Origin of the sequence: Shewanella oneidensis MR-1, from assembly GCF_000146165.2 — a bacterium.
Classification (GTDB): Bacteria; Pseudomonadota; Gammaproteobacteria; order Enterobacterales; family Shewanellaceae; genus Shewanella; species Shewanella oneidensis.
Window position 1 is genome coordinate 1314008 of the sequence record NC_004347.2, and the last position, 26043, is coordinate 1340050.

Sequence of the window (26043 nt, forward strand, 5' to 3'; positions counted from 1 at the left end):
GATAGCGTTTTCTTCGAACATCCCGCCTGTTATTTATCACATTAATCCGGCTCTGGATTGCAATATATTATTCAAAGTGTAAATAATATTTTTCAAACAGACCTCGATTATCTCTCTTTATCTTTGGCTGATTTTCATCCAGACAATACTGTCAACAATTGCTTTATCAGCATAAAAAAACATTTTTTAGCTTAAAGCACTGTATTGAATCTAAAAATTACGCATGAGAATCAAACGATGATTAACAAGTGCTTAACCTCTTGCCTGAGGTTAAATTTCGGTGTACTGTGTGAAAAAATGAACATTAAAAATTAACTTGTTCATTGTACTCGTGATTAAATGCTTGGAAGGTGAGTTATGTCTGTCCTGTTACCCCTTATTGGTGTTATTGCGTGTAACCAACGATTGGGGTCACACCCTTTTAATATTGTTGGGGAAAAATACCTGTTAGGTGTGGTGAATGGTGCTAAGGGGTGGCCGCTGGTGATCCCATCATTAGGTGCGGATCAACCTATCGAAGCCATTCTGGCAAGACTTGACGGCATTCTCTTTACTGGTTCGCCTTCAAACGTTGAGCCACATCTATATGCTGGTGTACCGAGTGAAGCGGGCACGCACCATGATCCTAAGCGTGACGCGACTACATTACCGCTTATTCGAGCCGCCATCGCAGCTGGTGTGCCTGTCCTTGGGATTTGTCGAGGTTTTCAGGAGATGAATGTGGCTTTTGGTGGCAGTTTGCATCAAAAACTGCACGAAGTCGGTCATTTTATTGAACATAGAGAAGATAAAGAGGCCTCGTTAGAGGTGCAGTATGGGCCATCCCACAGTATCACTGTGGAGCCTGGGGGGGTCATTTACGAGGCTTGGGGCCGTAACTCTGCAGAGGTTAACTCTGTGCATACTCAAGGCGTGGAGCGTCTTGGGATTGGGTTACGGCCAGAAGCGTGTGCTCCAGATGGTCTTGTGGAGGCTTTCTCCGTGATAGATGCCACTGAATTTGCCCTCGGCGTGCAATGGCATCCTGAATGGAAGGTGAGTGACAATCCATTTTACCTCTCTATATTCAATGCCTTTGGCGATGCGTGTCGTCGTCGGGCTACCACTCGAGTGAAATAAAATGAATAAGCTAATCGCTTTTTTAAAAGAACGAAAAATCACGGAAGTCGAATGTGTTATCTGCGATATGACAGGTATCGCCCGTGGAAAAATAGCACCAGTTGATAAGTTTCTCGACGAAAAAGGCATGCGCTTACCCGAAAGTGTCTTGCTACAAACCGTCACCGGTGACTTTGTCGACGATGATATTTACTACAGTTTACTCGATGATGCAGATATCGATTTTGTCTGCGTTCCCGATGAGAACGCGGTATTTATGCTGCCTTGGACGATTGAAGCCACGGCGCAGGTAATCCACGATTGCTATGACAGAATGGGCAATCCCATCGAGTTATCACCTCGTAACGTCTTGAAAAAAGTGCTGTCTCTTTACGATGAAAAAGGATGGGAACCCGTCATTGCGCCAGAAATGGAGTTTTACCTGACGAGCCGAAGTGATGATCACGATTTACCTCTTAAACCGCCAATTGGTCGTTCAGGCAGGCCGGAAGCGGGACGTCAGTCCTTCTCAATTGATGCCGCCAACGAATACGATCCTCTGTTTGAAGACATGTATGACTGGTGCGAAATTCAAGGTTTAGATATTGATACGCTTATCCATGAAGACGGCCCAGCGCAGATGGAGATTAACTTCAGCCACGGTAACCCGTTATCACTTGCTGATCAGGTGTTTGTATTTAAGCGTACCCTGCGTGAGGCGGCATTAAAGCATAATGTTTGTGCCACTTTTATGGCGAAACCTGTGACCGATGAGCCGGGCAGCGCCATGCATATTCATCAAAGTGTGATTAACAAAGAAACAGGTAAAAATATTTTTACCAATGAAGATGGCACCCAAAGCGCGTTATTTTTGAGTTATATCGCAGGACTACAGAAATACATTCCTGAATTCTTGCCACTCATGGCGCCAAACGCTAACTCGTTTCGTCGTTTTTTACCGGGAACTTCTGCGCCAGTGAACTTGGAATGGGGAATTGAGAATCGAACGTGCGGATTACGCATTCCTGAATCTTCACCACAAAACCGCCGTATTGAAAACCGAATTCCAGGAGCGGATGCTAACTGCTATTTAGCTTTTGCGGCAGGTTTACTCTGTGGTTATATCGGCATGGTCGAAGGATTAAAACCATCGACACCCGTTCAAGGTAAAGCGAACGAAAGCCGAAGCAACAATCCACATTGTTTGCCGTTAACCTTGGAAGAAGCCTTAGTCGCGATGGAGGAAAGCGACGCCTGTAAGGAATACTTAGGTGAATCCTTTACTACGGGGTTTGTGGCCGTAAAACAGGCTGAACTTGAAAATTTCCGCAGGGTAGTGAGTTCGTGGGAGCGGGAGTTCCTATTACTCAGCGTGTAAGCTTTGCGATGTAAGTTGCACTATTTTTGTTCAATGTGATTGTGGCGTGAATGGAGGTAGTGTTCATAATTCTGTGTCATTTCAGTAAAATATTCAAAAACAGGAATGACACATGACCCAACCTTTTAACTTCGAACAAGCCCTTAAAGATCTGCAATCAGGTAAAAGCCTCACAGGTAAAGACAGCATTCTTGGCCCACTGATCAAGCAACTCACTGAAGCGGCTCTCCAGGCTGAGCTTGAGCAGCATTTAGCGCATGATCCTCAGCCTAATCGTAAAAATGGCAAAACCCCTAAGACCATTAAGCATCCGTCCGGTAACTTTGAGTTAGACGCTCCTAGAGACCGCAATGGCACCTTTGAGCCTCAGTTGATTAAGAAAAATCAAACTACACTAACCGATGAAATCGAACGTAAAGTGTTATCGATGTTCAGTATAGGTATGAGCTATCGCGATATTAATCAACATGTTGAAGATATGTATGGGCTCAATGTGTCTAACGCAACAGTCAGTGCTATCACTGACAAACTCATCCCCGAACTTAAAGCGTGGCAACAGCGCCCATTAGATAGCCATTACCCTATCGTGTGGCTTGATGCGATACATTATAAAGTCAAAGAGGATGGGCGTTACGTCAGTAAAGCCGTTTACACATTGTTAGCGCTTAATATGAAAGGAAAAAAGGAAATTTTAGGGCTTCACTTATCCGAAAATGAAGGCGCTAATTACTGGCTATCCGTACTGACCGATCTTAATAATCGTGGTGTAAAAGATATTCTTATCGCCTGTGTTGACGGCTTGACCGGTTTCCCTGAGGCCATAGCCAGTATCTTCCCTCATACGGAAACACAGCTATGCGTTATCCACCAGATCCGCAACTCAATGAAGTATGTCGCCTCAAAAAATCAGAAAGCGTTTATGGCTGATTTAAAGCCTGTGTATCGAGCCGTGAGTAAAGAAGCCGCAGAGATGGCATTGGACGAACTGGAGGCCAAATGGGGTGATGCTTATCCGTTGGTAATCAACTCTTGGCGTCGCAAATGGCATAATTTGTCCCATTATTTTAAGTACCCAGAACATATCAGGAAAGTGATTTACACGACCAATGCGGTTGAGGCTGTACATCGCCAATTTAGAAAGCTCACCAAAACCAAAGGTGCATTTCCTAATGAAAATAGCTTGTTGAAGCTACTTTACGCAGGCATATTAAACGCCTCAGATAAATGGACTATGCCAATCCACAATTGGAGCCTTTGTTTATCTCAGTTAGCGATTTATTTTGAAGGACGTTTAGATAGCGTGCTAGAAATTTAAAAATTAGCCTGACACAGAATTTTGAACGCCCTCTGAATGGATCTTAGATCCTGATTATGAACATATTCGAACAATGATTGAAAATGCTCTGCACCATTTTGGGTGGTGTGCTCAATTTTGGTGCGGAGGATTTTTAAACTTGAGTGCTAGATTTTAGCGACTTGGGGAATGAATCCTCCCTTTAAGCGTGCATTGATTTGTTTTGTAGATCTGGCGTGCTTATGCCTTCATCTCAAAGAGATAAAGTGTAATGTAAGGTGCTTTGTTTAACGTACTGTAAGTTAATATTTTTATTAAATAGTTTTAGCTGTTTATTTAGGGGCTTGAGGCATTTGCTTTAATGTTGCAAGATGTGGAGTATCGCAATAACTAAGCTGTTTTTTTGCTTGTTAATGCAAGAGTATAAATAGATAAATTTGGCATGAAACCTGATACTCCATAAATTGCAGCGACCTAGAGATGAAGACATTATGGTGCTGTAGAGACTGCCGATGCGGTTTTTAAGGTGTAGCATTGGTCGAGAATAACAACAATAACCGAGCAGATGGTCGGTGACACAATTTCAGAATTGTTAAAGGCAATTCTGCTACCCGAGAAAGGAGAAAGCATGAAGCTATTTAATAAGATGACGACTTTGGCTTTAGTTACCGCAGGAACACTTGCCAGCGTTGCTGTTCAGGCTGAAGAAGTCGTGCGTATGTATAACTGGTCTGATTATATCGCTGAAGACACCTTAGAAAACTTCAAGAAAGAAACTGGGATCCGGGTGATTTATGATGTATTTGACAGCAACGAAGTAGTCGAAGCTAAGTTATTATCTGGTCGCAGCGGCTATGACATCGTCGTCCCATCCAACCATTTCCTCGCTAAACAGATTAAGGCGGGTGCATTCAAGCCACTAGACCGCTCTAAACTCACCAATTTTAAAAACCTCAATGCTGATCTGATGAAGCTGTTAGAAAAGGCCGATCCAGGGAACCAATATGCTGTACCTTACCTTTGGGGAACTAACGGTATTGGTTATAACATTAACAAAGTGAAAGCGGCTGTGGGTGAAGATGCGCCACCATTCAACTCTATGGAGCTGATCTTTAACCCCAAATACGCTGAGAAAATATCGAAGTGTGGCTTTGCGATGTTAGATTCGGCCGATGACATGGTGCCACAGGCGATGATTTATCTTGGGCTCGATCCTAACAGTACTAAGGCCGAAGATTACGAAAAAGCCGGTGAGTTACTCGAAAAGATTCGTCCCTATGTGACGTATTTCCATTCATCACGTTATATCTCTGATCTCGCCAATGGTGATATTTGTGTTGCTTATGGTTTCTCTGGTGACGTGTTCCAAGCTGCTGCCCGCGCCGATGAAGCGGGTAATGGCAACAAGATTGGTTACTCGATCCCTAAAGAAGGCGCCAACCTGTGGTTCGATATGTTAGCCATCCCAGCAGACGCCACTAACGTGGAAAATGCTCATAAGCTTATCAACTACTTATTACGTCCAGAAGTGATAGCACCTATCTCTAACTATGTGGCTTATGCCAATCCTAATGATTTAGCACAACCATTAGTTGATGAAGCGATTCGCAATGACCCAGCGATTTATCCACCAAAAGAAGTGTTGGATAAATTGTACATTGGCGAGATTCGTCCATTGAAAATCCAACGTGTATTAACTCGTGTCTGGACCAAAGTGAAGTCAGGCCAATAATTGATATCGGGCAAGCACGGCTTGCCCCTTTTAGTCACCAAGATAATGGCTGCTCCTTTGAGCATTTAGCCGCAACACTCAATCTCTATTCATTAATTCACTGTGTAAATCTCAAGTGTTGAATGTGTTGTTACATCAATACTCGGGTGGAGAAGTACTATGGCAAGCACCTCGGGCGTCACCAATAAACCCACAACAAAGACGCAAGAAAAAGTCCTGCTTAAGATTGAGCGGGTGAGTAAGTTATTTGACGATGTACGCGCGGTTGATGACGTATCATTGACGATCAATAAAGGTGAGATTTTTGCCTTACTTGGGGGCTCAGGCTCTGGTAAGTCGACCTTATTACGCATGCTCGCTGGATTTGAAAGACCAACAAGTGGCCGGATTTATCTTGATGGCGAAGATATTACCGATCTGCCGCCTTACGAGCGCCCTATCAACATGATGTTCCAATCCTATGCACTGTTTCCCCATATGACAGTGGCACAAAATATTGCCTTCGGATTAAAGCAAGATAAGTTGCCTAAAGCTGAAATTGAGCAGCGCGTACAGGAAATGCTCAAGTTGGTGCATATGGAGCAATACGGAAAACGAAAACCCCATCAACTTTCTGGCGGTCAGCGCCAACGGGTCGCCTTGGCACGCTCTTTGGCAAAACGCCCCAAATTATTATTGCTCGACGAGCCAATGGGCGCGCTCGATAAAAAACTGCGTACCCAGATGCAGCTAGAAGTGGTTGAAATCCTTGAGCGCGTTGGTGTGACATGTGTGATGGTGACCCACGATCAAGAAGAAGCCATGACCATGGCGGGGCGGATTTCAATTATGAGTGATGGCTGGATAGCCCAAACTGGCTCTCCTATGGATATCTACGAGAGTCCAAATAGCCGCATGATTGCTGAATTTATTGGCTCTGTGAACCTGTTTAGTGGTGAGATTGAAGTGGACGAAGTCGACCATCTCATCATTAAGCCTAATGATTTAGCGCGATCTTTCTATGTAGGTTACGGTGTGACCACCAGCCTTGAAGATAAACGTGTATGGCTAGCAGTGCGCCCTGAAAAAACCATTATTAGTCGTGAGCAACCTGAAGGTGAATACAACTGGGCCAAAGGTATAGTGCATGATATTGCTTATTTAGGCGGGATTTCGGTTTACTACATTCGCCTTGAAAATGGGCAGATTGTGCAGTGCAGTATGACAAACCGTGAACGCCGCGCTGACCATGCAACCTGGGATGATGAAGTGTTCATCAGTTGGGAGGACACCAGTGGCGTGGTGTTAAGATCATGAAGATAAAGTCAAAACTCAAATGGCTTAAAGGACGTTTCTGGACGATTAGCTTCCCTTATGCTTGGCTATTGCTGTTCTTTGCCTTGCCCTTTGCGATCGTTTTTAAGATCAGTTTGTCTACGGCGGCGATTGCTATCCCGCCCTATGAAGCGACCTTTCAATATGCAGATGATGTGTTAAATATCTTTCTGCACTTAGGTAACTATTTAATGTTGCTCGATGATCCGTTGTACTACACAGCGTATCTCAGTTCACTAAAAATGGCCCTAGTATCAACAATCGGTTGTTTGATTATCGGCTATCCCATGGCCTATGCCATTGCCCGCGCACCTGCCAGATGGCAGACCGTTTTACTGCTATTGGTGATGCTACCTTCATGGACCTCATTTTTAATCCGGGTTTACGCTTGGATGGGGATCTTAAGTAATACAGGCATTATCAATAACTCGTTAATGTGGCTTGGGATTATTTCTGAGCCATTGCAAATATTAAACACCAATATTGCTGTGTATATCGGGATTATTTATGCCTATTTACCCTTTATGATCCTGCCGCTATACGCGACTTTAGTTAAGTTGGACATGAGTTTAATTGAGGCTGCATCGGATCTTGGCTCAAGCCGTATCAATACCTTCTGGAAAATCACTTTCCCGTTATCTAAGAGTGGGGTGATTGCAGGTTCTATGCTGGTGTTTATTCCGGCGGTAGGTGAGTTTGTGATCCCTGAGCTACTCGGCGGCCCAGATTCCTTAATGATAGGTAAAGTATTGTGGCAGGAGTTCTTCAATAACCGTGATTGGCCGGTAGCCTCATCACTGGCAATTGTGATGCTAGTACTACTGATTATTCCTATTACCTTATTCCATCGCTATCAAGCGCGTAGTTTGGAGAAAGACCTATGAAAAAGCTGAGTTTTTCTTCCGTAATGCTGTGGTTTGGACTGTTATTTTTATACGCGCCTATGCTGATTTTGGTCATTTATTCTTTTAACGAGTCCAAGTTAGTAACAGTATGGGGTGGGTTTTCACCTAAGTGGTACGGTGAACTATTTAAGGATCAACAAATCCTCGATGCGGTATGGACCAGTTTGCGGATTGCCTTTTACAGCTCAACGATGGCGGTAATTATTGGCACTATGGCTGCGTTTGTTATGACGCGCTTTAAGCGTTCATGGGCTAAGTTAACCCTGTCGAATATGATTACCGCTCCCTTGGTTATGCCCGAGGTGATAACGGGTTTGTCATTGCTACTGCTGTTTGTGCATATGGCGGATCTCCTTGGTTGGCCAAAAGAGCGCGGTATGGTGACTGTATGGATTGCCCATTCGACCTTCTGCGCGGCTTATGTGGCTGTGGTTGTGTCTTCAAGATTGCGTGAGTTAGATAGGTCAATCGAAGAGGCTGCAATGGATTTGGGTGCGACACCGCTCAAGACCTTCTTCCTCATTACTGTGCCGATGATTTCACCGGCGCTGGTGGCGGGATGGTTATTATCCTTTAGCTTGTCACTGGATGACTTGGTGATATCAAGCTTTGCCTCTGGCCCAGGTGCGACCACCTTACCTATGGTGGTGTTCTCTTCGGTTCGTCTTGGGGTATCGCCTAAAATTAACGCCTTAGCGACCCTGATTATTCTCTGCGTATCGTTAATTGCCTTCCTTTCTTGGTATATGGCAAGACGCGCAGAAAAACGTGAGCGGATGCCGCTTAATTAATACTTTTGTTAATCAATGGCCTTGTTTCGCAAGGCCATTGCGTTTTTGTCCTGTTAGCGTTTTCCTGCATCTCTTTAGTAAGCCCTATAGTGCCATGCTAAGCCGCTTATTACGCTTTGTTTGAAATATCAAACGAAATGTAAATTATTGTGCATTTATGGCTAGTGTTTGCCAATTTGAAGGTGTAGGATGTGACAGTTGTTTAAAATAACGAACATAAAAATCAAGGGAACATCATGTCTGCCATACCTCACACTGGATCATATTATGCGGCATCGGCTAACGATAAGGTTGAGCGTGCGCGTTTACAGGAATCGATTGAAGCCGATGTTTGCGTGATAGGAGCGGGCTATACCGGCCTCTCTGCGGCGTTACATTTACTTGAGTTGGGCTTTAGTGTGGTGGTACTCGACGCGGCCAGAATTGGTTGGGGCGCATCGGGACGTAATGGTGGTCAAATCGTCAATAGTTATAGCCGAGATATTGATACTATTGAAAAAACGGTAGGTAAAGAACAGGCAAAACTCTTCGGAAAAATGGCCTTTGAAGGCGGGCGTATCATCCGCGAACGTATCGCTAAGTACAATATTTCATGCGACCTTAAGGATGGCGGCGTATTTGCGGCGATGAACGAAAAGCAAATGGGCCATTTACGTCATCAAAAACAATTATGGGAAAGCCACGGTCATATGGGGCAGCTTGAGTTACTTGATGGTAAGGGGATTCGCTCTGTGGTAAATACTGAGCGTTATGTTGGCGGTATGCTGGACAAGAGTGGCGGTCATATTCACCCTCTCAATCTCGCCTTAGGCGAAGCGCGCGCCGTTGAATCCCTTGGCGGCAAGATTTTTGAAGACTCTGCAGTATTGCGGGTCGATGAAGGCGATAATCCCGTAGTACATACCGCGACAGGCAGCGTAAAAGCCAAGTTTGTCGTGGTGGCGGGTAATGCCTACCTTGGTAAATTAATGCCTGAATTACAAGCCAAATCAATGCCCTGTGGCACACAAGTGATTACCACCGAACCCTTAGACGAAGACTTGGCGGCAAGTTTATTACCGCAGGATTACTGCGTTGAGGATTGTAACTATTTACTCGATTATTTTAGGCTTTCCGGCGATAAGCGGATGATCTATGGTGGCGGTGTGGTGTATGGCGCGCGCGATCCCGCGGATATCGAATCTTTAATTATTCCCAACATGCTCAAAACCTTCCCACAGTTAAAAGGCGTGAAGGTTGATTATGCGTGGACGGGTAACTTTTTACTCACATTATCACGTCTGCCGCAGGTTGGTCGTATCGGTAAAAATATCTATTATTCACAGGGTTGTAGTGGACATGGCGTCACTTACACCCATTTAGCTGGCAAATTAATTGCTGAAATGCTCAATGGTCAAGCGACGCGTTTTGATGCCTTTGCCGCATTACCACATTATCCCTTCCCCGGTGGTCATGCTTTACGTGTACCTTTTAGTGCGCTAGGGGCGTGGTATTACAGTTTAAGAGATAAATTAGGCGTTTAGTCTGTGTCATTTTTGAGTAGAGGTAGTGTATTACCTCGACGGAAGAGGAAATTCTTGTGTTGCTTAACGATCCGAGTCTGCTACGTCAGCAATGTTATATCAATGGTCAGTGGTGCGATGCCAACTCTAAGGAAACCGTTGCGATTACTAATCCGGCAACGGGCGCAGTGATCGCCTGTGTCCCTGTGATGGGGCAGGCCGAAACTCAAGCGGCGATTGCGGCAGCTGAGGCGGCATTACCCGCATGGCGAGCATTAACCGCCAAAGAGCGCGGTGCCAAGCTGCGCCGTTGGTTCGAATTATTGAATGAAAACAGTGATGATTTAGCACTGCTGATGACCAGTGAGCAGGGCAAGCCTCTGACTGAAGCCAAAGGTGAAGTGACCTACGCGGCATCTTTTATCGAATGGTTTGCCGAAGAGGCTAAGCGCATCTACGGCGATACTATTCCGGGGCATCAAGGCGATAAACGCATTATGGTCATCAAGCAGCCTGTCGGGGTGACAGCGGCGATTACGCCATGGAACTTTCCTGCAGCGATGATCACCCGAAAAGCGGCGCCCGCGCTAGCTGCAGGTTGTACTATGGTGGTTAAACCTGCGCCGCAAACGCCCTTTACCGCATTAGCATTAGCCGTGTTGGCTGAACGTGCGGGTATTCCGGCAGGGGTCTTTAGTGTGATAACGGGTGACGCTATTGCCATCGGTAATGAGATGTGCACTAACCCGATAGTGCGTAAGTTGTCTTTCACGGGCTCAACCAATGTTGGGATTAAGTTGATGGCGCAGTGCGCGCCAACGCTGAAAAAATTATCTTTAGAATTAGGTGGTAATGCGCCTTTTATTGTATTCGATGATGCCAATATTGATGCGGCCGTTGAAGGCGCCATGATCGCTAAATATCGCAATGCGGGCCAAACCTGCGTTTGCGCTAACCGCATTTATGTGCAGGCGGGCGTGTATGACGAATTTGCTGAAAAGCTCAGTATGGCCGTGGCTAAGTTAAAGGTTGGTGAGGGGATTATTGCGGGTGTGACAACCGGACCGCTGATCAATGCAGCAGCGGTGGAAAAAGTGCAAAGTCATCTTGAAGATGCCATCAAAAAAGGCGCGACAGTGCTTGCCGGTGGGAAAGTTCACGAACTTGGCGGTAATTTCTTTGAGCCAACCGTGCTGACCAATGCCGATAAAAGCATGCGTGTTGCCCGTGAAGAAACGTTTGGCCCACTCGCGCCGTTGTTTAAATTTAACGATGTGGATGATGTGATCAAACAAGCCAATGATACCGAGTTTGGTTTAGCGGCATATTTCTATGGCCGTGATATTTCCTTGGTGTGGAAAGTCGCCGAGTCGCTCGAATACGGCATGGTGGGGGTTAATACTGGCTTGATTTCCACCGAAGTGGCGCCCTTTGGCGGAATGAAGTCTTCAGGGCTTGGCCGTGAAGGTTCTAAGTATGGCATCGAAGAATATTTAGAAATTAAATATATCTGTATGTCTGTTTAAGTGGCTGACGTTTGATAGGCAATGCGACTTCAGCAAGTTGGAAATGCGAGCAAGGAACATAAAATGAGCACAACTAATGATTCATTAATGGCGCGTCGCCAAGCCGCCGTAGCGGGTGGTGTTGGTCAAATTCACCCGATTTTTACTGCCCGTGCTGAAAATGCCAGCGTATGGGATGTCGAAGGTCGTGAGTTTATCGATTTTGCCGGAGGCATTGCCGTGCTAAATACTGGGCATTTGCATCCTAAGGTAAAGGCCGCTGTAGCGGCGCAGCTTGAAGATTTCTCCCATACTTGCTTTATGGTGCTTGGCTATGAAAGTTACATCCAAGTCTGCGAAAAACTCAATCAATTAGTGCCTGGTGATTTTGCTAAAAAAACTGCCTTGTTTACCAGTGGTTCAGAAGCAGTTGAAAACGCGGTAAAAGTAGCTCGCGCTTACACCAAGCGTGCCGGAGTGATTGCGTTTACCTCGGGCTACCATGGCCGCACTATGGCAGCACTTGCGTTAACCGGTAAAGTGGCGCCCTACAGTAAAGGCATGGGGTTAATGTCAGCCAACGTGTTTCGCGCCGAATTCCCCTGTGCACTGCACGGTGTATCTGATGATGATGCTATGGCTTCGATTGAACGCATCTTTAAAAACGATGCGGAGCCAAGTGATATTGCCGCAATTATTCTCGAACCTGTGCAAGGTGAGGGCGGATTTTATGCCGTATCCCCCGCATTTATGCAGCGTTTACGGGCGCTCTGCGACCGTGAAGGCATTATGCTGATTGCCGATGAGGTGCAAACGGGGGCTGGTCGCACTGGGACCTTTTTTGCGATGGAGCAAATGGGTGTAAGCGCTGATATTACAACCTTTGCCAAATCCATTGCCGGTGGTTTTCCACTATCTGGCATTACTGGACGCGCGCAGGTAATGGATGCCATTGGCCCCGGTGGTTTAGGTGGCACCTACGGCGGTAACCCGCTCGCTTGCGCTGCGGCGCTTGCTGTGCTTGAGGTGTTTGAGGAAGAAAAACTGCTTGAGCGCGCTAACGCCATTGGTGATCGGATTAAGTCGGCGCTAAATACTATGCAAGTAGAGCATCCGCAAATTGCCGATGTGCGCGGCTTAGGGGCCATGAACGCCATTGAATTGATGGAGGATGGCAAACCAGCGCCTCAGTATTGCGCGCAAATCTTAGCAGAGGCGAGAAACCGTGGGTTAATCCTGTTGTCCTGCGGCACATATGGCAATGTGCTGCGAATTTTGGTGCCGTTAACTGTGTCGGACACCCAGTTAGATGCGGGGCTGGGTATTTTGAAAACGAGCTTCAATGCTGTGTTAAAAGGTTAGTTTCACAACCGATATAAAAAACTGCCGAAAGCTAAGCTTATCGGCAGTTTTTTGTTTATGTGAGTAACAGTTCGCTGAGTAAAAGTTATTGCTCAGCTTTTACATCGCGCAAGGAGGCTGCTGCATTATTCTCAATACTGCTATGGGCATGATGGCTTTCTGTCAAACGGCGCATCAGCGGTAATACGGCGAGAGCGATAATGGTACAAACCACGGCCGCAACCCCTAATTTATTGAATAGATTGGTATAAACAGGGAGTGTTTGCAGTGGATCGACTAAGTCCTGTGGCACGCTAGCAAAGTTGGCCACAACGCCGCCTAAGTACTGGGAAATGCCCGATGCCACGAAATACGCGCCCATCATAAAGCCGCCCATACGTGCAGGCACGTAGCGGGCAATCATCGCTAAACCAAGGCCACTTACTAGTAACTCCCCCAAAGAGTAAGAAGCGTAACCCCAAATCATTACCCAAGAAGAGGTTTTACCATTTACGGCAAATTGGCCTGCAAAACCGTAGATAAAGAAACCAATCGCCACGACAGCAAAGCCCAAGGCAAACTTAGCTGCTATCGAAAAGTCCTTATTATTGCGGCCAGCCCAGGAATAACTCCATGCCAGAACTGGGCTTAATACCATGATCCAGATTGGGTTAAGTGCTTGGAACTGCGCAGGTGACCAAGTCCATAAATGGGTGCCAAAGACTTGGAAATCCCAATCGACGTTACGTAGCGCAAACAGAGCCAGCGAAGTCGACATTTGCTGATAGAAGATAAAGAAGAATACCGTTTGTACGGTGAGAATAAGCGCCGCGATAAGTCCGGCACGCTCACTTGGCTCACTTGTGCGAATCAAATGGAAGAAAATGCCTAATACTGCAACACCAGCAGCGTAAACGAATACACGGGCAACATCTTCATATTCTAGAATAATCGCCGAAGCAACCACGGAAAGTGCTGCTAATGCTAATACAATAGCAAGGCTCTTCTTGTTGACTGGGCGCGTATCTGGCTCAGAACCATAGTTCGCGAGGCTTTTATGCATCAGAGCATAGTTGCCTAAACCGACAAGAATACCCACACAGCACACGGCAAAGGCGGCATGCCAGCCAAATTCATTACCGTATTGAGCGTTAACATAGTCCTTTATCCAAGGGGTTAACAGCATAGAGAAGGTCGAACCTACGTTTACCGCCATATAATAGATGGTAAAAGCACTGTCGATTTTAGAGTCATCGCCTTCGTAGATCTTGCGGACTAAGTTACCGGCATTGGGTTTGAACAGGCCGTTACCGACCACAATCACCCCAAGGGCGGAGAACATAAACCAAGTGTTTTCGGTTGGCACCGTCATGAGTGCATAACCGACGGATAAAATCCCCGCACCGAGCAACATAGTGCGTTTGGTGCCAAGAATTTTATCCCCGACCCAGCCCCCAATTGCGGGTGATACGTAAATTAACGCCGCACAGGCGCTCCACACTAAGTTTGCACGTGAGTCATCAAAGCCAAGACGCTGCACCATAAAGTACACGATCAGCGCCTGCATGCCGTAATAACCAAAACGTTCCCATAATTCGATAAGTGACACAGTCATAAACGAATGTGTCTTGCTTACCTGATTGGTACCAAGAGTCATAAAGCTTGCTTCCGTTATTGTTGTTTTGTGTTTAGGGCCAAGAGTATAAGGCGATAGACTGCGCAAACCAATGGTACAACGCCACAGAATAGACTTTGTTACAAATGAATTTAGGTTTTTTAATCTAGAGTTAATGTTAATGTATTTGCTCAAACCTATCTAAATCTTCCGTCATTGTGAGTTGAGTCATATTTGTAAAATGACATTAGCGGTACATGTATACCTAATTCACCTAAATACTGTCTCTTCAGATTGTTTGGCTATAAGTATTTGGTTTCGTTAATGGGAGCGTCATCACACTCAATTTGTTGAAATAGCTCCCTCAAAAGTTTTACTTGTGTGCAACAATTCACTATCTTAAAGGCTGGTAATCCTGATAGAGAGTGCTACGTTTTAAATTAGTAAGTAAAAATAAAATGAACTAGATCAAAATAATTAGGCTTTTGACCTTCTATTTGGAGTTTACTCGATGAAGCATTTGTCCATCAGTACTAAGTTGTTGTGGATCACTTCCGCCTTATTTTTATCGATTGTTGCCATTCTCTCCATCAGCCTTTGGTGGACCCTCTCTGAGCAAAATGTTGAACTCTCTCATCAGGTGCAGGAAACTTTGCAAATTGAGACCCACGATAAGCTAGAAGCTCGTGCAGGGGAATACGGTGAAATGGTGGCGGGGTTTATCAACGAAGCCTATCGAATTCCATACTCTTTTGCTGGCATTGTCGAAAGCACTGCTGAAGAGTTGCCACTCAAGCGTGATCGTTTAGAGCTAGCAATTGCGGCGGTGTTAAAGAAAAACACCCAAATATCTTCCATGTATGCTCAGTTTGAAGCTAATGGTTACGATGGGCTCGACAGCGAATTTTTAAACGTGAATGTGAGTCACAGCGTCGCTTCATCGGGCGTATTGGAGATATATTACACTCGCAACGATGATGGTACGGTTGAACACCATCAAGTTGAAGATTCATCAGAAAAATATAAAACATCCCTTAATGAGTTTGGCATCCGCGAATCTGAATGGTACCTCTGTGCCAAGGAAACCTTAAAGCCTTGTTTAATGGAGCCGTACCTCTACGAAATCACCCCTGGTAATACTGCGCTAATGACGTCGTTAACGGTTTCTGCTGTTAAGCATAAACAGTTTATAGGCGTGGTTGGGGTGGATGTTAACTTACCCGTATTCCAAGTGTTAATTGATAAACTTTCTAAAAGCCTATACGACGGCCAAGCTAAAGTGACCTTACTCAGCACCCGTGGTCTGGTGGTTGCCGCAAGTCATTACAGTAAAAAAGCACGCCCTTTGGCTGAGTCTATTGACCCAAAACTTGCGGTACAAATGATTGCATTGCATAAGAATGGCGGTTACATGGCAAATGATGATGAGATTATCGTGGCCTATCCAATCGACATTCCCCTCGCTAATGCTGAGTGGTCGTTAGCGATTCAAGTGCCTAAGTCGATGGCCCTGAAGAGCTCCATTTTACTTAATGAAAAAATGGATGACATGGCGACATCACTTGGTAGCATATTGGTCATTGTTGGTTTAGCGGTTTCTATTCTGGCAGTTGTCACCATCAGTATTGTGATCCGCAGCGTGATAGCACCGCTCAGACTTATCCAAGGACGCGTTGAGAATTTAGCCAGTGCCGATGGCGATTTGACCCAATCGATTGAAGTCGATTCACACGCAGAACTCATCGCACTAGGTAAAGGATTTAACTCCTTCATCCATAAACTTAAAGATTTAATCTCTGAACTCAAAGCGCTTGCAGGTCAAACACAGGAAGAGAGTTTGTCCTCTGCCAAAATTGCAGAGTTAACTCGCGATAGCGTGCATCGCCAATATGGCGAAATTGAGAGTGTGGTGACTGCGGTTAATGAAATGAGTGCTACAGCACTTGAGGTCGCAAAAGCTTCAGAACAAACCGCAGCGGAAACTGAAGCTATGTCTCGCAATGTGCACCTTAGTGAAGAGAGCCTAACGAAAGCGATGGATTATGTGACCACCATGTCGCAGGAGTCTATGCAAGCTAAAGTCGCCGTGAGTAAAGTGGCTGAAAGTAGCACTAATATTAGTCGAATCCTCGAAGTGATTAGCTCTATTGCCGCACAAACTAACTTACTTGCCTTAAACGCAGCCATTGAAGCCGCACGTGCTGGCGAGCAAGGACGAGGTTTTGCGGTGGTCGCAGATGAAGTCAGGGCACTTGCCTCTAAAACCCAGAGCTCAACCGATGATATCAGTGTACTGATTGATGCGCTTCAAAAAGAGGTTCAGAGTGCATCTGCGATTATTGATAAAGGTGCAGAGCGTGCGCAAATGGCGGTTTCGCAAACTGAGCAAGCTCTAACCTCGCTGAATTCTATGGTCAGCCAAATAGAAGAGATTTCGGCGCAAGTGACCCATATTGCTGCTGCAGCTGAAGAACAAAGTGCAGTAACTGAAGAGGTTAACCGTAATATCACGGGGATTTCTGACTCAGCTTCTGAGTTGGCTCGCCTTGCTGGCGAAGCGCAACAAAGCAGCGTAGTCCTCGCTGAACTGGTGAAACAACAACATCAGCAATTAGGTAAGTTAAAAACCTAACCATAAGGACAGCTTCCTGCTTAAGGTAAGATAGGTTTTCGAACTTTATCGCAGCCAGCAAGGTATGAGTTACAAAGACTTAATGGCTACGGTTGAGGTTAGGGGCGAGTCAGACGCTAAGCAAATATTGCTGGAGGCCGATGTTGAGCAATCTCGTCAGGATAACATTGAGATCATTGCCGCAATTACTGACACCATAGCCGAGGGTATTACCCTAAAACCGATATTATTAATACTATAGGTAAGGCTATTGCAGCGCCTAAAGTAAGAGTTCGTAAAGTGTTAGAAAAACATATTGGTGGTGATTACTCGGCTGGCTACCGTTGGGAACACGCCCAAAGAATGGCTGGCGATCCACCAGTTAGTTAGGAAAATTGAAAGCCTCCTTTGTTGGGGGCTTTTTGTTGGGTGGGGTGTTGGAAAAATAGAATATTAGAAAAATTAATAAAATTAACAATTTGGGAAATTTGAGAAAATTAGAAAAAATGTGAGCTATCAAGATTTTATCGGGGTCACTAGGGAGGTAAAAATTGAGTCTGAATCTCCTTTGGGCTAAGTCTCCATGTAAGGTTTTGTTAGGTTGAGGCAATTTTTTTAATTTTCTGATTTTTCAGTATGTGGGGTTTTATGACACGTTAGAGGAGCATTTTTTTATGGGAATTGATGTTTTCCGACATCTTAAATGCAGGAGCAGGCAAAGGCTGCTTTGAGAAGCAAGCCGATAGGCTTATTCGCTAATATTTGGAAGTCACTAACTGTACTAAATTGAGTTTTTGGACGAGGGCGTTCAAAATTCTGTGTCAGGCTAATTTTTAAATTTCTAGCACGCTATCTAAACGTCCTTCAAAATAAATCGCTAACTGTGATAAACAAAGGCTCCAATTGTGGATTGGCATGGTCCATTTATCTGAGGCGTTTAATATGCCTGCGTAAAGTAGCTTCAACAAGCTATTTTCATTAGGAAATGCACCTTTGGTTTTGGTGAGCTTTCTAAATTGGCGATGTACAGCCTCAACCGCATTGGTCGTGTAAATCACTTTCCTGATATGTTCTGGGTACTTAAAATAATGGGACAAATTATGCCATTTGCGACGCCAAGAGTTGATTACCAACGGATAAGCATCACCCCATTTGGCCTCCAGTTCGTCCACGGCTTCTTTACTCACGGCTCGATACACAGGCTTTAAATCAGCCATAAACGCTTTCTGATTTTTTGAGGCGACATACTTCATTGAGTTGCGGATCTGATGGATAACGCATAGCTGTGTTTCCGTATGAGGGAAGATACTGGCTATGGCCTCAGGGAAACCGGTCAAGCCGTCAACACAGGCGATAAGAATATCTTTTACACCACGATTATTCAGATCGGTCAGTACGGATAGCCAGTAATTAGCGCCTTCATTTTCGGATAAGTGAAGCCCTAAAATTTCCTTTTTTCCTTTCATATTAAGCGCTAACAATGTGTAAACGGCTTTACTGACGTAGCGCCCATCCTCTTTGACTTTATAATGTATCGCATCAAGCCACACGATAGGATAATGGCTATCTAATGGGCGCTGCTGCCACGCTTTAAGTTCGGGGATGAGTTTGTCAGTGATAGCACTGACTGTTGCGTTAGACACTTAGACACATTGAGCCCATACATATCTTCAACATGTTGATTAATATCGCGATAGCTCATACCTATACTGAACATCGATAACACTTTACGTTCGATTTCATCGGTTAGTGTAGTTTGATTTTTCTTAATCAACTGAGGCTCAAAGGTGCCATTGCGGTCTCTAGGCGCGTCTAACTCAAAGTTACCGGACGGATGCTTAATGGTCTTAGGGGTTTTGCCATTTTTACGATTAGGCTGAGGATCATGCGCTAAATGCTGCTCAAGCTCAGCCTGGAGAGCCGCTTCAGTGAGTTGCTTGATCAGTGGGCCAAGAATGCTGTCTTTACCTGTGAGGCTTTTACCTGATTGCAGATCTTTAAGGGCTTGTTCGAAGTTAAAAGGTTGGGTCATGTGTCATTCCTGTTTTTGAATATTTTACTGAAATGACACAGAATTATGAACACTACCTTTTGGGACACGTTAGGGGCGACTGTTTTTTATGAAGTATGGAGTTTTTAGACATCTTAAAGGGAGTTCCGTCATTAGACGTGGGTGGGGAAACTCTAAATGTGGTGTTTTAAGTTTTTTGCTTGGCTAATTTATTATTTAGTTTTTCAATCCGCTTTTGATAGTCATCTGACCAACCTTGCTCAACTGCTTGTTTAGCAAGCTTTAATGCGCCTGTAAGATCACCTTCTTTTTCAAGAATGATCGATAATTGCTTAAAGCCTACATGAGAGGGCATTATTTGCGGAATGTCATAACCTACCAGTTTATGGCCTAGCATGGCCTCAAGTTTTTTCAGGCTGATGCCTTTGGGCTTGGGAGGTTGGCTAAATGCGTTGGCGGCTTGTTTGGCTATGGATATTTGCAGTAAACAAAGTTCTTTTGCTTTGTCGTAGTGGGCTGGATTCTCCCGAAGACGGTAGTGATGTTTAATTAAGCCTGTTAGCGCCAAATGAATATCTTTGTAGTTCTTCCTTGGCTGGCTAAGAGCCTCTTTTAACGCTTGCTCGGTTTTGTCCCTAATGATGCCTTTAGCATCATCTTTTGCCACACACGCTAAGACGTCCAGTAAGCAGCATTTATCCGTTTCACAATACGATTTGCCTACCAGCTTTTCATAGAGATAACGCTCTCCAGAAGGATAACCCATAGGCTGATAGTCACGTGATATTTGATCACGTTGAGCTGGCGTTAGTGCTGTGTTCCACCATTCCTTTAGATTGTAATAGTCCAGTATGTCCATAAGGGCTATCCACTTAGCACGACCAACCACTATATATTGTGGTTATCGATTTTTAATTGATTGGTACGTTATCGGCTTAGAACGCACTGCTTGCTCAAGCAACCTGTAGAATAATAATCCCCGAGAATCTGACTTTCTTCTGTTGAAGCGAAATGTAAATTCATCTAAATAATAATCAAGTTGCTTAGCCTTTACCGCACCTTGATACGTACCTAAAAGCCATCTTTTACATAATGATGAGACTCGATGCACCCCAGCCATTGTTTCATGTGCAGGTACAGATGAACCTAAATGCACCATCCGATTATGCTTATATCCTTTTTTGTCTATTTGCTTGTATGCTTGAGAACCATCACTACAAATTGTGCTACCAGGCTCTATTACATCTTGAATGAATTGATGGATATGTTCTTTAGTTGCACTTTCTACTTGCCTTAAACGTATCCGCCCAAATCCAGAGGGTGATAGCAGCTCAACAGCCACCAAAACTATAGCTTTACGCTTACCCTGTTGATTTTTAATAGATGATTTTGGAATGACCCCACCTATTAATGTTTCGTCAACCTCTACGATGCCGGACAGTTTATCTCTTTCAGGGTCAACCATGGCATATCTTAACTTGTGCATTAAAGACCAAGCAGTTTGATAACTCCCAAGACCTAATAGCCTTTGGACTCCAAGAGCGCTGACCCCATTCTTTTGATTTGTAATAAACCAGACAGCTGCAAACCAACTTTTCATGGGGGTTCTTGTTTTGTCAAAAAGTGTACTTGATGTTACTGAACACTGAAAACGGCAAGCATGACATTTTAACTTGCCATTACTTAACTGATAAGGTGATTGATGGCTCGAACAGCTTGGGCAAATGAATCCGTTTGGCCAACGAAGTGCGTAAAGGTAGCTAGTGCAAGATTGTTCATCATGAAACCAATCAACAAATTCGTCCCAATTTGTAGGGTAATCGACGCCAGCTTTTAATAAATACGATGAAGTTTTCATTACTACATATTGACACTGGTGGCGCTAAATGGATAGCCCTTACAACCAGACATGATCAATGCACAAGAGATAGCACTATTAAGGGTATTTTTTTCATTTGTATTTCCTTCTATAGGATATTTTTTATAAGTCAGTTGTTACTTGAAGATGAAGATCTTACGTATTGATATTTTCTAATGCGAGTTTAAACACAACGTCACTCATTACAGCAACTGTAATGCCTAGATATGAAAAAGGCGTAGCGGTGATTAACCTGCTACGCCTTATCGGAATTGGTGGCCCCTCACGGACTTGAACCGTGGACCTAACGATTATGAGTCGTGTGCTCTAACCAACTGAGCTAAGGGGCCGACTAAAGGCAATCGTCATCACCTAAAGCGAGTGGGAGTATACTAAGCTTGGTTGCGCTTGTCACCCGTGTTTTTAGATGAAATTCACCGAATTGATTCAAGTGGTTATCTGTTAATCAACTGTTGTTTTAGTAAAGGTGATTTGCAGTGCCGTTCATGGTGTGGGCTAATTTAACCCTATGATTCTGAATGAGGGCTAATAAAAAGCCCCGCAGTGCGGGGCTTAAGCTGAATGTTTCACTCTTATCTATTCGTCTATCTATTCGTCTAAGAAGGACTTTAAGATTTCTGAGCGTGAAGGGTGGCGCAGTTTACGTAGTGCTTTTGCTTCAATTTGACGAATACGTTCACGGGTCACGTCAAATTGCTTACCCACTTCTTCAAGTGTGTGGTCGGTATTCATATCGATACCAAAACGCATGCGCAGCACTTTTGCTTCACGGGCTGTTAGGCCTGCTAATACCTCATGGGTGGCGCTCTTCAGGCTTTCGCTGGTGGCGCTGTCCAGTGGTAATTCGAGGGTAGTATCCTCGATAAAATCGCCTAAATGCGAATCTTCATCGTCACCGATTGGGGTTTCCATGGAGATAGGTTCTTTAGCGATTTTCAGTACCTTACGGATCTTATCTTCCGGCATCATCATACGCTCTGCCAGTTCTTCAGGTGAGGGTTCACGGCCCATTTCCTGTAGCATTTGGCGAGAGATACGGTTCAGCTTGTTGATCGTTTCGATCATATGTACTGGAATACGGATCGTACGGGCTTGGTCCGCGATTGAGCGGGTGATTGCCTGACGGATCCACCAAGTTGCATAGGTCGAGAACTTATAACCACGGCGATATTCAAATTTATCAACGGCCTTCATCAGACCGATATTACCTTCTTGGATCAAGTCCAAGAATTGCAGGCCACGGTTGGTGTATTTCTTGGCGATAGAAATAACCAAACGTAAGTTTGCCTCAACCATTTCTTTCTTCGCACGGCGAGCCTTGGCTTCACCGATTGACATACGGCGGTTAATATCTTTAATCGCGGCAATGACTAAACCGGTTTCTTCTTCGATGGCGGCCAGCTTGCTACGGCAACGTTGTACGTCTTCCTCAACCATTCTTAAGCCTTCGGCATAAGGTTTGTTTGAGGTTTTTTCGGCCTCGAACCAATCGAGGTTGGTCTCATTACCTGTGAAGAACTTAACAAAATTTTTCTTCGGCATTTTGGCCTGTTCGACACAAAGCTTCATTAGTAGACGCTCTTGTACGCGAACACGGTCCATCATAGAACGCATGCTTTTCACTAAGCGATCGAACTGCTTAGGTACTAAGCGGAACTCTTTGAAAATCTCGCCGATTTCAAACAGTGCTTGAATCGACTCAGGATGTTCACGGCCTTTGGCGTCAATAATTTTAAGCGCGCTTTCGTAGGCAGTTCTTAGTTGGCTAAAACGCTCACGAGCCTCTTCAGGATCGGGGCCTTTATTGCCATCATCATCACCGTCGCCATCACCGTCTTCGTCTTCATCGTCTTCCTCGTCATCTTCATCTTCAAGATCTTCTTCTGATAATTCAGAACCGATGTGGGTTGCGGTTGGACCGAGGTCTTCTTCGTCAGGGTTAACAAATCCAGAGATAATATCAGACAGGCGCAGTTCGTCGGCTTCGTACTGGTCGTACTGCTCAAGGATCATGGCGATCGCTTGTGGGTACTCGGCGACAGAGCTTTGAACTGTGTTAATGCCTTCTTCGATGCGCTTGGCGATAACAATTTCGCCTTCGCGAGTCAGCAGTTCAACGGTACCCATTTCGCGCATGTACATACGCACAGGGTCTGTGGTGCGGCCAAGCTCACTTTCTACCGTGGCAAGGGCTGCTGCGGCTTCTTCTGCTGCATCTTCGTCTGTGTTGTCTTCCGACATCATCATGTCATCGGCGTCGGGAGCCTCTTCGAATACCCGAATACCCATGTCATTTATCATCTGGATAATATCTTCGATCTGGTCAGAATCGACCATGTCTGCAGGTAAGTGGTCGTTCACTTCTGCATAGGTTAAGTAACCTTGCTCTTTACCTTTGGCAAGCAACAGCTTGAGTTGCGACTGCGGAGTATGATCCATAGATATCATCCAAGTTGGGAAACTGTTACAACGACGGACAGTTAGCTCATGCTAAGTGCCGCGCAAATCGTCAATTATAGCCATGTGCACTTACCTGTGCTAGTCACTGGGATACAGAATGAGGACATTTTTGCCTCAGTTTAGTCCTTTCATGACTGAGATCAGCTTCTGCAGCTGGATCTTCTCTTCCTTAGTATGGGTCTGCTTTAGACTCAATTCCTGATAACGTTGTTCAATATATTGATTGTTCAACCAAACCAGGGTTTGTTTAAACTTTTCGAGCTGGTTTTCTTCCGCCACTTGATGGTCCCATTGGGCTAATTTATGCAGCGTCCCGCTGTGGGGGCTGTCTCTGAATTGCTCAAGTAGTTGTGCGCTGTTTAACCTATGCTCTCGAGTTAACGCCAACAGCAATGGCAGCAAGTCGATGCCTGGCATTTGCAGATGGTTCAATGCTGGTTGTGGAGATAATCCCACACCCAGCTCGGGATGCTGTACTAACAAGGCGATGGCAAGTCGCAATGGTGTGCCGCGTCCTTTGAGTCCCGTTGATGCTGTGGGTTTAGGTTGTTTGACTGTAAAACCCAGTTTTTTCTTCATATCATCTGAGCTGTTCATACCTAACTTGTGAGCTAAGTTCTCAAGTAGGAGGTTTTGCAGCACAGTATCTTGTATTTTTTCAATTAAGCCAAAGGCTTGTTTGGCTAAGTTACCTTTATCGGTACCGAATTTAGTCGCTAATGTGTCAAACAAAAATTCGGGCAAGGTGATGGCGCTTTCCATCAATTGCTCGAATGGGTCTTTACCAATCTTACGAACCATTGAATCAGGATCTTCTGATTGCGGTAAAAACATAAAACGTACTTTGTCCCCAGGTTTTAATAGGGGTAAGGCAGTTTCTAAGGCGCGCCAAGCGGCTTCATTGCCGGCTCTGTCACCGTCGTAACAGCAGATGACTTCTTTAGCACTACGTAGCAACAATTGAAATTGTTCAGCCGTTGTTGAGGTGCCGAGCGACGCAACCGCATAATCGACGCCGTATTGGGCGAGGGCGACCACGTCCATATAGCCTTCGACAATCAGTACTTTGTCTGGATCACGGTGCCGCTGCTTTAGCTCGTATAAGCCATAAAGTTCATTACCCTTATGAAATATGGGCGTTTCTGGCGAATTCAAGTACTTGGGGGTGCCATCTCCCAAGACTCGGCCACCAAATCCAATCACACGACCACGGCGGTCACGGATCGGAAACATCAGTCGGTCACGAAATCTATCGTATCTTTTGCCGCTGTCATTACTGATAAGCATGCCTGCGGTCAGGAGTTTATCCTGTGCATCTTGATTTTGACGGTAGCGGCTTAATAGGCCATCCCAACCGTCTGGGGCAAAACCAATACCAAAATGTTCAACAATATCATCGGATAAACCGCGATAGGCGAGGTAGTCGATGACTTTTTGTTTGTCTTGGTGTTGTCTTAACTGGGTTTGAAAAAAGCGGCTGGCTTCTTCCATTAATTGGTATAGATCACGGCTTAGGCCATCATCTTGGCGCTTACCTGTGCCTTGTTCTCTGGGTACTTCTAAACCCAATTGTCCGGCAAGATCTTCAATCGCATCGACAAAATCGAGTCTGTCGTACTCCATCACAAAATCGATGGCATTGCCGTGGGCACCGCAGCCAAAACAATGATAAAACTGTTTATCGCGGCTAACGGTAAACGAAGGTGATTTTTCGCTATGAAAAGGACAACAGGCCGAGTAGTTTTTACCCGCCTTTTTCAAGGGCACCTTTCGATCGATTAGTTCGACGATGTCAGTGCGAGCGATTAGCTCATTGATAAAATCACGAGGTATTGCCATTGAGTGCTTAAAATCTCGCCTTGCGCGAATTTAAACAAACAAGCCGCGCATAGGCACGGCTTGTTCATACATTGAAACGCTAATTATTGCAATTTTGCACGGATCATAGCGCCAATAGCGCCCATGTCTGCACGTCCTTGAACTTTAGGTTTCAATGCTCCCATTACTTTGCCCATATCCGCCATGGAGGATGCACCTATTTCAACAATAGCGGCATCGATGAACGCAGCGATCTCCGCCTCTGAGAGGGGAGTAGGCAGGAAAGTTTCAATTACTTGAATCTCTTCTGCTTCTGCTGCTGCCAATTCGCTACGACCCGCTGCTTCATATTGAGCAATTGAATCGCGGCGTTGTTTCACCATTTTGGTTAAGACAGCTATAACCTGCTCATCATTCAAACTTTCGCGAGTATCCACTTCAATCTGTTTGATGGCTGCAAGTGCCATACGAATAGTGCTCAATCTCGCCTTCTCTTTGGCGATCATGGCCTGTTTCATATGGTCTTTTAGCTGATCAATTAGGCTCATAAGAGATTAGTATAAACGTACGCGACGTGCGTTTTCGCGAGAAAGCTTTTTAGCTAAACGTTTAACTGCAGCTGCTTTTGCGCGCTTACGTGCAGTAGTTGGCTTCTCGTAGAATTCACGAGCACGCACGTCGGCTAAAATACCAGCTTTTTCACAAGAGCGCTTGAAACGACGCAGAGCTACGTCGAATGGTTCGTTTTCACGTACTTTAATAATTGGCATACGCCATCACCCCTTAGGT

Annotated in this window: 19 protein-coding genes, 1 tRNA gene and 1 pseudogene; 12 read left to right on the forward strand and 9 right to left on the reverse strand. The window is 45.1% G+C overall.

Annotation, left to right across the window (positions count from 1 at the left end; genetic code table 11):
- The first annotated feature begins 357 nt into the window (after positions 1 to 357).
- The 10 genes from SO_RS05875 (at position 358) to gabT (ending at position 12881) form a co-directional block, all read left to right on the forward strand.
- On the forward strand, positions 358 to 1119 hold the full coding sequence (locus tag SO_RS05875; protein WP_011071487.1) for a gamma-glutamyl-gamma-aminobutyrate hydrolase family protein: 762 nt from the start codon (positions 358 to 360) through the stop codon (positions 1117 to 1119).
- Between the two features lies 1 nt (position 1120).
- Positions 1121 to 2476, forward strand: a complete 1356-nt coding sequence (locus SO_RS05880; RefSeq protein WP_011071488.1) for a glutamine synthetase family protein — start codon at positions 1121 to 1123, stop codon at positions 2474 to 2476.
- 112 nt (positions 2477 to 2588) lie between these two features.
- Positions 2589 to 3791: an IS256-like element ISSod4 family transposase gene (locus tag SO_RS05885; protein WP_005054087.1), complete on the forward strand. Its 1203-nt coding sequence runs from the start codon at positions 2589 to 2591 to the stop codon at positions 3789 to 3791.
- A gap of 607 nt (positions 3792 to 4398) precedes the next feature.
- Positions 4399 to 5502, forward strand: a complete 1104-nt coding sequence (locus SO_RS05890) for a polyamine ABC transporter substrate-binding protein (protein ID WP_011071489.1) — start codon at positions 4399 to 4401, stop codon at positions 5500 to 5502.
- 159 nt (positions 5503 to 5661) lie between these two features.
- Entirely contained in the window at positions 5662 to 6798 is a 1137-nt protein-coding gene (gene potA, locus SO_RS05895; RefSeq protein WP_011071490.1) for a polyamine ABC transporter ATP-binding protein, read from the forward strand.
- On the forward strand, positions 6795 to 7700 hold the full coding sequence (locus SO_RS05900) for an ABC transporter permease subunit (RefSeq protein WP_011071491.1): 906 nt from the start codon (positions 6795 to 6797) through the stop codon (positions 7698 to 7700). The genes potA and SO_RS05900 overlap by 4 nt, the downstream gene beginning before the upstream one ends.
- Entirely contained in the window at positions 7697 to 8512 is an 816-nt protein-coding gene (locus SO_RS05905) for an ABC transporter permease subunit (RefSeq protein WP_011071492.1), read from the forward strand. The genes SO_RS05900 and SO_RS05905 overlap by 4 nt, the downstream gene beginning before the upstream one ends.
- 236 nt (positions 8513 to 8748) lie before the next feature.
- Positions 8749 to 10035 (forward strand): NAD(P)/FAD-dependent oxidoreductase, encoded by a 1287-nt coding sequence (locus SO_RS05910; RefSeq protein WP_011071493.1) that lies wholly within the window; start codon positions 8749 to 8751, stop codon positions 10033 to 10035.
- Between the two features lie 56 nt (positions 10036 to 10091).
- Positions 10092 to 11540, forward strand: a complete 1449-nt coding sequence (gene gabD, locus SO_RS05915) for an NADP-dependent succinate-semialdehyde dehydrogenase (RefSeq protein ID WP_011071494.1) — start codon at positions 10092 to 10094, stop codon at positions 11538 to 11540.
- Between the two features lie 63 nt (positions 11541 to 11603).
- The gene (gabT, locus tag SO_RS05920) at positions 11604 to 12881 is read left to right on the forward strand and encodes a 4-aminobutyrate--2-oxoglutarate transaminase (protein WP_011071495.1); all 1278 of its coding nucleotides are present in this window, start codon (positions 11604 to 11606) and stop codon (positions 12879 to 12881) included.
- Between the two features lie 85 nt (positions 12882 to 12966).
- On the opposite strand, the gene SO_RS05925 is transcribed toward gabT, so the two are convergent.
- A complete protein-coding gene (locus SO_RS05925; RefSeq protein WP_011071496.1) occupies positions 12967 to 14517 on the reverse strand; it encodes a peptide MFS transporter in 1551 nt (516 codons plus the stop codon).
- Between the two features lie 469 nt (positions 14518 to 14986).
- Between SO_RS05925 and SO_RS05930 the strand changes: the two genes are divergently transcribed.
- Entirely contained in the window at positions 14987 to 17107 is a 2121-nt protein-coding gene (locus tag SO_RS05930) for a methyl-accepting chemotaxis protein (protein WP_011071497.1), read from the forward strand.
- A 64-nt stretch (positions 17108 to 17171) separates the two neighbouring features.
- Positions 17172 to 17348, forward strand: coding sequence for a hypothetical protein (locus SO_RS05935; protein WP_164925642.1), 177 nt, complete (start codon positions 17172 to 17174; stop codon positions 17346 to 17348).
- A 571-nt stretch (positions 17349 to 17919) separates the two neighbouring features.
- Here SO_RS05935 and SO_RS05940 read toward each other — a convergent pair.
- From SO_RS05940 to rpsU, 8 genes and pseudogenes are all read right to left on the reverse strand, one after another.
- A pseudogene (locus SO_RS05940) lies at positions 17920 to 19118 on the reverse strand (IS256-like element ISSod4 family transposase).
- A 166-nt stretch (positions 19119 to 19284) separates the two neighbouring features.
- Positions 19285 to 19986, reverse strand: a complete 702-nt coding sequence (locus SO_RS05945; protein WP_164925643.1) for a hypothetical protein — start codon at positions 19984 to 19986, stop codon at positions 19285 to 19287.
- Positions 19987 to 19998: 12 nt separating this feature from the next.
- A complete protein-coding gene (locus SO_RS05950; RefSeq protein ID WP_011071113.1) occupies positions 19999 to 20955 on the reverse strand; it encodes an IS1595-like element ISSod11 family transposase in 957 nt (318 codons plus the stop codon).
- Positions 20956 to 21228: 273 nt separating this feature from the next.
- Positions 21229 to 21305, reverse strand: a tRNA-Ile gene (locus tag SO_RS05955).
- A 259-nt stretch (positions 21306 to 21564) separates the two neighbouring features.
- Positions 21565 to 23415: an RNA polymerase sigma factor RpoD gene (rpoD, locus tag SO_RS05960; protein WP_011071499.1), complete on the reverse strand. Its 1851-nt coding sequence runs from the start codon at positions 23413 to 23415 to the stop codon at positions 21565 to 21567.
- A gap of 135 nt (positions 23416 to 23550) precedes the next feature.
- Positions 23551 to 25275, reverse strand: a complete 1725-nt coding sequence (gene dnaG, locus SO_RS05965) for a DNA primase (RefSeq protein ID WP_011071500.1) — start codon at positions 25273 to 25275, stop codon at positions 23551 to 23553.
- 83 nt (positions 25276 to 25358) lie between these two features.
- Positions 25359 to 25802: a GatB/YqeY domain-containing protein gene (locus SO_RS05970; protein WP_011071501.1), complete on the reverse strand. Its 444-nt coding sequence runs from the start codon at positions 25800 to 25802 to the stop codon at positions 25359 to 25361.
- A gap of 6 nt (positions 25803 to 25808) precedes the next feature.
- Positions 25809 to 26024, reverse strand: a complete 216-nt coding sequence (gene rpsU / locus SO_RS05975) for a 30S ribosomal protein S21 (RefSeq protein ID WP_006080725.1) — start codon at positions 26022 to 26024, stop codon at positions 25809 to 25811.
- Positions 26025 to 26043: the final 19 nt, after the last annotated feature.

Coding starts and splice junctions, on each gene's coding strand:
- SO_RS05890 (WP_011071489.1), top strand. CDS start 4,399: ATGAAGCTATTTAATAAGATGACGACTTTGGCTTTAGTTACCGCAGGA.
- SO_RS05885 (WP_005054087.1), top strand. CDS start 2,589: ATGACCCAACCTTTTAACTTCGAACAAGCCCTTAAAGATCTGCAATCA.
- SO_RS05930 (WP_011071497.1), top strand. CDS start 14,987: ATGAAGCATTTGTCCATCAGTACTAAGTTGTTGTGGATCACTTCCGCC.
- SO_RS05910 (WP_011071493.1), top strand. CDS start 8,749: ATGTCTGCCATACCTCACACTGGATCATATTATGCGGCATCGGCTAAC.
- rpsU (WP_006080725.1), bottom strand. CDS start 26,024: ATGCCAATTATTAAAGTACGTGAAAACGAACCATTCGACGTAGCTCTG.
- SO_RS05905 (WP_011071492.1), top strand. CDS start 7,697: ATGAAAAAGCTGAGTTTTTCTTCCGTAATGCTGTGGTTTGGACTGTTA.
- SO_RS05950 (WP_011071113.1), bottom strand. CDS start 20,955: ATGAAAACTTCATCGTATTTATTAAAAGCTGGCGTCGATTACCCTACA.
- dnaG (WP_011071500.1), bottom strand. CDS start 25,275: ATGGCAATACCTCGTGATTTTATCAATGAGCTAATCGCTCGCACTGAC.
- SO_RS05880 (WP_011071488.1), top strand. CDS start 1,121: ATGAATAAGCTAATCGCTTTTTTAAAAGAACGAAAAATCACGGAAGTC.
- SO_RS05875 (WP_011071487.1), top strand. CDS start 358: ATGTCTGTCCTGTTACCCCTTATTGGTGTTATTGCGTGTAACCAACGA.
- SO_RS05935 (WP_164925642.1), top strand. CDS start 17,172: ATGAGTTACAAAGACTTAATGGCTACGGTTGAGGTTAGGGGCGAGTCA.
- potA (WP_011071490.1), top strand. CDS start 5,662: ATGGCAAGCACCTCGGGCGTCACCAATAAACCCACAACAAAGACGCAA.
- SO_RS05900 (WP_011071491.1), top strand. CDS start 6,795: ATGAAGATAAAGTCAAAACTCAAATGGCTTAAAGGACGTTTCTGGACG.
- SO_RS05970 (WP_011071501.1), bottom strand. CDS start 25,802: ATGAGCCTAATTGATCAGCTAAAAGACCATATGAAACAGGCCATGATC.
- rpoD (WP_011071499.1), bottom strand. CDS start 23,415: ATGGATCATACTCCGCAGTCGCAACTCAAGCTGTTGCTTGCCAAAGGT.
- SO_RS05925 (WP_011071496.1), bottom strand. CDS start 14,517: ATGACTCTTGGTACCAATCAGGTAAGCAAGACACATTCGTTTATGACT.
- gabT (WP_011071495.1), top strand. CDS start 11,604: ATGAGCACAACTAATGATTCATTAATGGCGCGTCGCCAAGCCGCCGTA.